We start from the raw sequence: 9,619 nt of genomic DNA on the forward strand, positions 1-9,619 counted from the left end.
GTATTTTAATTGAATATGTCATTGGAAGAAATAAATGCTGAAATTGAAGCTTGACATATAGATAATACTGTTGTAAGAATATAGGAATCGTATTAAGGAGGGCAAGATATATGAAAAGAATAAAACAAATTAGCTCTCCACGAACTATTTGATAAAAGAGTTGCATATTATTTTCTATCGTATCTTCCACATTTGGGAGTAGTTTCGGCTTTTTTTACAACAATGAATAAATTCTTTAAGTATGCTCTTAAGTTTAAGAGAGATTATGTTTTATCAGCTACAGGGCTGATATTAGGAATATTAATTGATGCGCTAATACCTTATATTATTGCTCATATAATTGATGATGTAATAATAAATCGGGTATTTACCTATGCTCCACTTTTATTAGCACTTGTTTTTATTTGCTATTTATTAAGAGGGGTTTTTAAATATATTGCTGAGTATTTTTCTGATAGAATTAGTTTAGGCGTAACTAATAGTGTAAGAAGTACTTTATTTGATCACATTTTAAAACAAAGTGGTGAATTTTTTATAAATAATAAATCAGGTGATTTACTCACAAGAGTTCGTTATGATAGTGAAAATGTAGGCTTTTCATTTGGATTTATTTTTATCTTCTTTGTTGAAATAGTACTTCATACAATTGTTATGACTTTTTCACTAGTTTTTAATTGTTTTATTATCTCAATCCCTGTTTTGATTCTAATTCCGATTATGGGATATTTAAGTATTAAAAGGGAGATGGCATCAAATAGGTATTTTGATTTAATTAGTGACGAAACAGCACTAATGAACCAAACTGCAGCTGAAGACCTTGATGGAATTAGAACAGTTAAAGCCTACAATAAGGAAGAATTAGGGATTAGAAAATTTTCTAAAAGAAATAAGAACTTTTATAATCTTAATGTTGAACAAGAAAATACTGACAATAACTATGAGAGTGCAACTAATTCTATAGCTAGAATTATGTATGCTCTAACAATTCTCTTTGGAGCTGTTTTAGTTATGAATGGCCAAATCAGCTTAGGTCTCCTAGCTTTAGCTGTTACCTATGTTAATAACTTAATTTGGCCAATGCTTGAAATAGGGTGGGTTATTAGTGAGCTTGCAAGAGCTAGAGCAAGTGGTAAGAAAATTGTTTTGCTTTTAGAAACGCATAGTGAAATTATCACTACCGATGAATTTCCAGAGGTTGATAACTTTGATATTGAATATAAGAATATCGGCTTTAAGGATGTTTTGTTTGATATTAATTTCTCTCTTAAGGAAGGAAAGAGTCTTGCTATTATGGGAGCAACAGGAGATGGTAAGAGTGTATTAGTTTCACTATTAACAAGACTCTTTGATCCTAGTGAAGGCGAAATAACTCTTGGAGGAATAAACATTAATAAGCTTCCTCTTTCATATTTAAGGAAGAATATAGCTTTTGTTCATCAGGATGTATTTCTATTTAGTGATTCAATTATTAATAACATTACAAAAGGGTGTGATGAAATTAATTTAAATAAAATTAATAATGCGATTAAAATCGCAAATGCCTATGAGTTTATATCAAAGCTTGAGCAAGGGCTTGATACTAAAATAGGAGAACGTGGGGTAGGCCTATCTGGTGGACAAAAGCAAAGACTAACCATTGCAAGAGCACTATTACAAGATGCTAAGGTTCTAATATTAGATGATGTTACTAGTGCACTTGATATGAAAACAGAAAGAGCTTTTTCAAATAATTTAAAAGCTATAAGGGCTTCAAAGATAATAATTGCACATAGAATTTCTTCTGTTAAGGATTGTGATGAAATAGTAATTCTTGAGAAGGGAAAAATCGTAGAAAGAGGTAATCATGAAGAATTACTTCAACTAAAGGGTAGGTATTATCAAACTTATGTTACCCAGCTTGAAAGTGGGGCAAAATAATGGAACAGAAAAAAACTCTTTTTAGGTTATTAAAATATTTAACTAAATATAGGCTAAGTGTTTTCTTAGTTATTTTAATTATGTCAATTGCATCTTTAATATTAGTTATTTTACCATTTATTGCTGAAAACATTATTGATGTTCAAATAGTAAATAAAAATATTAATGGTGTTTTAAGACTTAGTATAATTTATATTATCTTAGTTTTAGTTTGGTGGGCTTTATCAATTATTAGAGTTAGAATTATGAGTAAGGTTTCTAATAAAGCAATATTAGAAATTAGAGATGAAGTTTTTAAGCATCTACAAACCCTTGATCTATATTACTTTGATTCAAGACCAACTGGAGGAATTCTATCGAGGTTAATAGGTGATATATCATCACTAAAACAATTACTAACTCAGCTTGTAACTATTTTAGTTCCAAATACTTTTTTCCTTCTTAGCTTAATTGTTGCAATGCTAATATTAAATCCAATATTAGCTCTTGGCAGCTTGATATCTCTACCAATTGTATTTATTGGAACCTTTTACATAATGAGTATCAACTATCCACGTTGGTATGAGTATAGGCATAAGCAATCAGAAATTGCAGGATTCTCCCATGAAGCTTTCCAAGGTATTAAAGTAATTCAAAGCTTAGGTGCAGAAGAAAAAGAGAAGAATGCATTTGAACGTATTAATGACGAAATAGTTAAGCTCTGGATAAAATGTGTACGCTTTGGTGATAGCGTTGGTATTATTATCGATTTATCAAGAGGAATCGGATATCTATTTCTATATCTATTTGCAATTTATCTTTTAAAAATTGATCAAAGCAGTGTAGGTGAGCTTATTGCTTTTTCAACATATATAACACTATTTTGGAGTCCTGTAAGAACTCTTTCACAAATGTATAACCAGCTTAGTAATAACTTAAGTGGTGCAAGTAGAGTATTTGAAATTTTGGATGAAGAAAGTTCTATAATTGAGAAAGAAAATATAAAGGATTTACCAGAGGTTGAGGGTAATGTTACTTTCTCAGAAGTCTCTTTTTCATATCCTGATGAAAAGGATAAACTTATATTAAAGGATGTTAGTTTTACTGTTAAAAAGGGTGAAAAGATAGCATTAGTTGGACCAACTGGTGCCGGGAAGACTACAATAATTAATCTTATTTCTCGTTTTTATGATCCAATAAGAGGAAATGTATTAATTGATGGTTATGACATTAAGGACTACTCTGTTTCATCATTAAGAAGATATGTTGGAGTAATGACTCAAGAAAGCTTTTTGTTTACTGGTACTATTTTAGATAATTTAAGATATGGGGCAGAATATGCAAGTTTAGAAAGATGTAAAGAAGCTTGTCGCCTTATTGGGTGTGATGATTTCATCTCACGCTTTGGTTATGATGCAAAGATAAATGAGCTATCTTTATCTATTGGTCAAAAGCAACTTATTGCACTTGCAAGAACACTTATTAGAGATCCTAAAATTTTAATTCTCGATGAAGCAACTAGCTCTATCGATACTAATACTGAAATAAAGGTACAAAAAGGAATTCAAACCTTGATGAAGGGGCGAACTTGTTTTGTCGTTGCTCATAGGTTATCAACAATAAGAAATTCAGATAGAATATTTGTTATTGATGATGGTGGTATAGTAGAAGAAGGTAATCATGATGAGTTACTCATAAAAGATGGGTACTACGCTACACTTTATAGAGCACAGTTTGAATAAGGATTATATATGATTAAAGGTATTATTTTTGATCTAGATGGTACTCTTCTCGATTCAATGGATCTTTGGGTTAGAATTGATAAAGAGTTTTTAAAAAAGAGGGGACTTGAATACACTCAAGACTATTCAAAGGCTATTACTGCCATGGAGATAACAGAAACAGCAATTTACACGATAAATCGTTATAACTTAAAGGAAAGTGTTAGCGAAGTGATTAGTGAATGGAAAGAGATGGCCATCAATGAATATAAAAATAGTATTAATTTAAAAGAAGGTGTTACTAATTTTTTAAACCATTTAAAAGAAAAAGGGATAAAAATAGCTATTGCTACTTCTTCTTCTAAAGATTTTTTTATTCCATGTTTAGAGCGACACAACATATTAAATTTTTTTGATGTTATTGTTACTTCCTCTGATGTAGGTATTGGTAAATCTTCTCCTAAGATTTATTTTCATGCAGCTTCTAAACTGGGCTTAAGTGATAATGAATGTGTAGTTTTTGAAGATTTACCTCTTGCTTTAAAGTGTGCTAAAAGCGCAGGGTTTTATACAGTTGGTGTATATGATGAATTTAATAAAGAGGATAGTGCACAAATAAAGAAATATAGTGATAAGGTAATTAGTTCATTTTTGCAATTGATTTAAAAATATCTTTATGTTCAATTAATAAATGAATTATAATTATTTCTAGGAGGAAGATATGAAAGTTGTATATACAATTGGCAGACAGTTTGGTAGTGGTGGTAGAAAGGTTGGTAAGGCGCTAGCAGAAAAACTAAATATACCTTTCTATGATAGAGAGCTACTTGCAATTGCAGCAAAGGATAGTGGTCTTAGTGAGGCATTATTCCATAATGCAGATGAAAAACCAACTTCTTCTTTATTATACTCTCTAGTAATGGGTAACTATTCTGCTGTTTCAAGCACACTTGGCTTTAATGAAATGCCATTAAATGACCAACTATTCTTGATTCAATCAAAAACTATTAAAAAGGTTGCCGATCAAGGTAGTTGCGTAATTATTGGTCGCTGTGCAGATTACATCCTTCGAGATGATCCATCAGTTATTTCAGTATTTATTCATGCTCCAATTGAAGCAAGAATAGAAAGAGCTATTAATGTTTATGAAGTTGAACCTGATAAGGCAGAAGATATTTGTTTAAAAAATGATAAAACAAGAGCTAACTTCTACAATTATTACTCTGACCAAAAATGGGGTATGTGTAAGACTTATGATCTTTCATTAGATAGTTCATTACTTGGAATTGATGGCTGTGTTGACCAAATAATTAATTTCACAAAGCTTCATGAAGCTCATAAAGGTAGTAAAATCTGATGGTATTTGATGTTCTATCCCAACTTGAGAGTTATCAAAATACCTTTAGTGAAATTCAAAATGTAATTGATATCATGGATAGAAGCCTTCCTTATGACCAAAAGGAAGGCACTTATGTGTGTCCAGAAAATAGTAATGTTTCTTACAGTGTTTCAACAATATTAACAAGTGATAAAGGGATTTTATTAAAGGTCGATAAAAAAGCAATTGTTATTACCCTAGAGGGGGAAATGGTTGTTTCATCTAAGGATGTTGATAAAGTTTTTATTTTGTCTGAAGGTAGATTTATACTTTTAGATGAAGGGGAATGGAGAATATGTATGAGCTCCAATTTACCCACAAATATTAAATATTGTGTTTTTACCTTTTAAAATAATTGCCGCCCTTTCGGACGGCAAACTTTTTAGTTAATTGCAATTAGTTCAATTTCGAATATAAGTAGTGAATTAGGCTCAATTGTTTCAAGTAGCTGAGTGCCATAGCCTAGATTAGGATGAACATAAGCAATAGCTGTTTCACCAACACTCATATTAGATACTGCTTCCTTAAAACCAGGGATTGTATTTGTTAAGGCAAATTCTACATTACTTCCTTGGTCAAGGGTGTTTCCATATAAATCCTTTAAGGTATAAGAAAGTGTAACTGTGCTATCTTGAGTTGGTTTTGGACCATCTTGAGAAATCATGATTTTATATTGAAGACCTGAAGAAGTAGTAACAACACCTTCTTGGTTTTTATTATCTTGTAAGAATGCTTCTGCAGCTTGAAGGTTATTTGCAGAAAGCTCTGCAATGTACTTGTCATACTCTTCTTGCATTTTCTGAGAATATTCATTCATTGCATTCTCTCTTTCTGTTTCACTAAGAAGTGGAGCGTCATTAAATAGTGCATGCATTGCACCATCTACAAATGAATATGCATCTAAATCTAAACCGGAATAGAAGAGCTGGAATGAGATATAGTAGCCATATGAATATGCAAACATTTCAGAAATATCATCTGTTTTAGTTAATGCATTAATTTCATCGATACTTGCTGGTAGGCTTCCTATTGTATCTTGTACTCCTGCTGCATATACATTGTTAATGTAGTTGTCGAGGTAGGAGTTCATCTCATCAACTGTGATAAATGGATCAACATAACTCCAGAAATCAATTACGCCTTTAGCAAAGTATCCAGCTCTTAAGTTTAAGCCTTGGCTGAGATAGCTTGAAATAAGGTCATAACCATATGCATATGAAAAACGTGATGTTAAGTCATCAACTAGCTCTGCATTCCAAGCTCTCTGTCCTGGATAAACTACACTTTGAGATGTTTCTGGGAAATTAACCTTATATGCACCAGTTTTTACACCAATTGTAATATCTCTTACGCTAACAGCTGTTGTCTGTCCTGGAAGAGACATTGTCATAATTCCATTATCCTTAATTGCTAAGATTTCACCACCCTGGTAGTGGGAAATTGGGAATGTAGATTTAGTATCATTTGAGAAATGATAGATATACTCAGTTCCATTTTCATCCATTACAAGTAAGGAATTTCCATGGGACATTTCAACTGTGCTAATTACTTTTACAACTCTCTCATCACTGCCAATTTCTTTTGCACCCATTGCAAAAAGAGAAAGAGATACTAAAAGAAGTAGCATTACCAATAGTGTTTTTTTCATTTTTTATTTTCCTTTTGAGCCAAAATTATATCTTCATGTCATATTCGTCAAGCTATGATTAAGGCTCTTTATTTGTTATCATTACTTTATCATAAAGTTTATATATTATTGTGAAGATTTAATGGAGTTATAAACATGCACGTAATTGAAGACAAAATAACAGAGCTTGATAAGAAAATGCTTAGAGAGTGTGTTAGAGTTGCACATGAGTCAAAGTTAAATGGTAACCACCCATTTGGATCTCTGTTAGCCGATAAAGATGGAAATATATTACTTGAGATGCAAAATGCTTTTACAGAAGGAGGGTCTGCATACCATGCTGAGACATTACTTGCATTCAAGGCTGTAAAGCTATATTCACCTGAATTTTTATCATCCTGTACTTTATATACTAATTTCGAACCATGTGTTATGTGCACTGGTGCTATTTACTGGGCAAATATTGGTCGTTTAGTTTATGGAGCAACTGAGGAGCAATTACTCTCCTATACAGGTGCAAATGATGAAAACCCAACATTTAGTCTTGATTGCAGAAGTGTAATTGAAGCAGGTCAAAAGAATATTAAGGTAGCTGGACCTGTTGATGACGAAGAACTAATTAATGAAATTTGTGCTGACCACGTTGGATTTTGGAAGTGAACAATATACAAGAATTCCTACCTTATATTTTAAAGCATGAAAATATTTCAAGAATTGAGGATAAAACTTTATTAATTGGTGATAGAAGATCTTATCCCTTTGAGAAAAAGTTTTATAAAGCTGAAAATGTTTTTGAAGCTGCCTCAGCTATTAAGAATATGGTTACCCAAGGAGGCGGTCCCCTTGAGGTAGCCTTAAATTCTTTAGTCTTAATTGCAAAACAAAATGGTAAATGTGAAAAAGCATTTAAAGAAGGTGTAACTGCTCTTATAAATTCACGTCCAACAAATACTACTATGGCGCGTGAACTTAAATGTGTTTTGCCAACAATAATTAATTCTTTTGAATGTGATAACTTTGTTAGCAAAGTGGAAGAAATAGTTAATAATCGCCTCGATTACTACGACTCTTGTTATGACAAAATGAGTGATATTGGTTCTCATCTAATTAATGATGAGGATGGTATTTTAACTACATGTTTTCCAGAGCACTCATTTTTCTTATCTCTATATAAGGCAAGATTAGCTAATAAGAGATTTTGTGTTTTTGCACCAGAAACTAGACCTTATCTACAAGGTGCAAGACTAACAAGTTCCTCTCTTAGCTTAATGGGTTTTGACCACTATTTAATTACAGATAATATGGTTGGAACCTTTATGAGAGAGGGCAAAATAAATAAGTATATGACTGCTGCAGACCTGGCGCTTAAGGATTTAACTGTTGTTAACAAAATAGGTACATTTCAAAATGCAGTAGTTGCAGCTACCTTCAACATCCCTTACTATGCCTTTGCTATTAGTTTTGATCAAACAAAAAAGGATTTTAATGATATTGTTATTGAATATCGTGATAGCGAGGAAGTTAAAAACTTTAGAGGTGTAAAGACTACACTTGATAGTGTTAATGCAATTTATCCATGTTTTGATATTATTCCATCAAAGTATGTAAGTGGGGTAATTACACCAGATAAGCTATTTTTAAATGGAGAAAAAAGATGAAAGCACTAATACTAGGTACAGGTGGTGATAAATTAGCTTTTAAGGAGGCAGAAAAAAAGAGTGGAAGTAACCATTTTGGTGAATATGAATATTACCAAGCAGATGATTTAATAGTTCTACCTCGCCATAAAATGGCTCACTCCGTAGCACCTCATTTAATTAATTATAGAGCAAACATCCATGCTCTTAAGGATTTAGAGTGTGAGGAGGTTATTTCTGTTTATGCTGTTGGATCAATTAGTGATAAACTACTTCCTGGTGAAATTGGTTATGTTACAGACCACATTGATATGACACACTCAAGAAATAATTCCTTTTTTGATGGCACATTTTACAGCCTAAAGCATGTTAATGCAGAAAATCAATTTTCAAGTGCTTTGCAGGAGAGGATAAAAAAGGTTTTACCTGCTATTAAAGGTGATTTAATATACGTTACAACACAAGGTCCAAGACTAGAAACTAAAGCGGAAATTAGAGCATACAAGGCAATGGGATGTGATGTTGTTGGAATGACTCTTTCAACTGAAGCTGATTTAATTAATGAGCTTGAAATACCTAACTTAGCTATTTGTTACTCAATTAATATGGCAGCAGGTTTAAGTAGTACAGATCTTGAATTTATTGGGGATGATGAGGTTAATAAGATTTCTCAAACTATTGTTAATAGCGCTATAAAGGTTTTATTAAATGAATGATAATTTTTTTACTTGGATTAAGGAAAACGAAGGTTATTTAGAGCCATTAAATGAGGTTGTCCAGAGATTAAATAAAAAAGCAAATGTGCTTTGTATTGGGCAATATAGCATTTTAGGAGGAGCCTTAATTAAGGATATTGTTGGTGCTAATGTTGATATCCTACTTGATGAAGATAGCAATATTGATCCTACTATGCTAGAGCAATTAAACCTTAATAGGGTTAGCTCAATAAAAGATTCATATACATTTGTGTTTATGCCAATTTATATCAATACAATAAATAAGGATTTAGTTGTTCCTCTTTTATTTGATGTATATGAAAAAATGAAAAAGAGCAGTGAGTTTTTGGTTTATTTTCTTTCATCTGCAAGGGTAGAACCAAAGCCATTAGAATTAATGCCAGCTTTTTACAATGAAGAAGAAAAAATGTTAGTTAAGCTTTATACTGCAGAGGATGTAATTAATACGCTTTCAACACTTGGCTTTAAGTTTAGTAAGATTGATTACTTAGCTGTTAATTCCCCATATAGGATTGTTTATGTAGATTGTTTGAAGATTATTCCATAGGGCTTGAAAATAAATAAAGTAGTGTTAGATTAATAATGTAGGAGCAAAAAAGATATGAAAAAAAGTGTTTTAATTA

The 9,619-nt window shown here is 31.7% G+C and carries 10 protein-coding genes; 9 read left to right on the plus strand and 1 reads right to left on the minus strand.

Going from position 1 to position 9,619, the window contains the following annotated elements; translation table 11 throughout:
* Positions 1-222: 222 nt before the first annotated feature.
* The 5 genes from SOY52_RS07340 to SOY52_RS07360 are packed head-to-tail and all read left to right on the plus strand — an operon-like array spanning position 223 to position 5,345.
* Positions 223-1,917, plus strand: coding sequence for an ABC transporter ATP-binding protein (locus SOY52_RS07340; RefSeq protein ID WP_320848312.1), 1,695 nt, complete (start codon positions 223-225; stop codon positions 1,915-1,917).
* Complete coding sequence (locus SOY52_RS07345; protein ID WP_320848313.1) at positions 1,917-3,638, plus strand: ABC transporter ATP-binding protein; 1,722 nt, start codon at positions 1,917-1,919, stop codon at positions 3,636-3,638. Before SOY52_RS07340 ends, SOY52_RS07345 begins: the two co-directional genes overlap by 1 nt.
* A gap of 9 nt (positions 3,639-3,647) precedes the next feature.
* Entirely contained in the window at positions 3,648-4,283 is a 636-nt protein-coding gene (locus tag SOY52_RS07350; RefSeq protein ID WP_320848314.1) for an HAD family phosphatase, read from the plus strand.
* A gap of 55 nt (positions 4,284-4,338) precedes the next feature.
* Positions 4,339-4,974: a cytidylate kinase-like family protein gene (locus tag SOY52_RS07355; protein ID WP_320848315.1), complete on the plus strand. Its 636-nt coding sequence runs from the start codon at positions 4,339-4,341 to the stop codon at positions 4,972-4,974.
* Positions 4,974-5,345 (plus strand): hypothetical protein, encoded by a 372-nt coding sequence (locus SOY52_RS07360; RefSeq protein ID WP_320848316.1) that lies wholly within the window; start codon positions 4,974-4,976, stop codon positions 5,343-5,345. Before SOY52_RS07355 ends, SOY52_RS07360 begins: the two co-directional genes overlap by 1 nt.
* Positions 5,346-5,377: 32 nt before the next feature.
* Here the strand turns inward: SOY52_RS07360 and SOY52_RS07365 are convergent, their stop codons facing one another.
* On the minus strand, positions 5,378-6,643 hold the full coding sequence (locus SOY52_RS07365; RefSeq protein WP_320848317.1) for an FKBP-type peptidyl-prolyl cis-trans isomerase N-terminal domain-containing protein: 1,266 nt from the start codon (positions 6,641-6,643) through the stop codon (positions 5,378-5,380).
* A gap of 135 nt (positions 6,644-6,778) precedes the next feature.
* Between SOY52_RS07365 and SOY52_RS07370 the strand changes: the two genes are divergently transcribed.
* From SOY52_RS07370 to SOY52_RS07385, 4 genes are read left to right on the plus strand one after another with little or no spacing between them, the layout of a single operon-like run.
* Positions 6,779-7,282: a nucleoside deaminase gene (locus SOY52_RS07370; protein ID WP_320848318.1), complete on the plus strand. Its 504-nt coding sequence runs from the start codon at positions 6,779-6,781 to the stop codon at positions 7,280-7,282.
* Positions 7,279-8,280 carry a translation initiation factor 2 gene (locus SOY52_RS07375; protein WP_320848319.1) on the plus strand — a complete coding sequence of 334 codons (1,002 nt, stop codon included), beginning with the start codon at positions 7,279-7,281 and terminating at the stop codon, positions 8,278-8,280. The genes SOY52_RS07370 and SOY52_RS07375 overlap by 4 nt, the downstream gene beginning before the upstream one ends.
* Complete coding sequence (locus SOY52_RS07380) at positions 8,277-8,975, plus strand: MTAP family purine nucleoside phosphorylase (RefSeq protein ID WP_320848320.1); 699 nt, start codon at positions 8,277-8,279, stop codon at positions 8,973-8,975. Before SOY52_RS07375 ends, SOY52_RS07380 begins: the two co-directional genes overlap by 4 nt.
* Positions 8,968-9,543: a hypothetical protein gene (locus SOY52_RS07385; RefSeq protein ID WP_320848321.1), complete on the plus strand. Its 576-nt coding sequence runs from the start codon at positions 8,968-8,970 to the stop codon at positions 9,541-9,543. The genes SOY52_RS07380 and SOY52_RS07385 overlap by 8 nt, the downstream gene beginning before the upstream one ends.
* Positions 9,544-9,619 lie beyond the last annotated feature (76 nt).

It is taken from the genome of Bullifex sp., assembly GCF_034103065.1.
Classification (GTDB): domain Bacteria; phylum Spirochaetota; class Spirochaetia; order Sphaerochaetales; family Sphaerochaetaceae; genus Bullifex.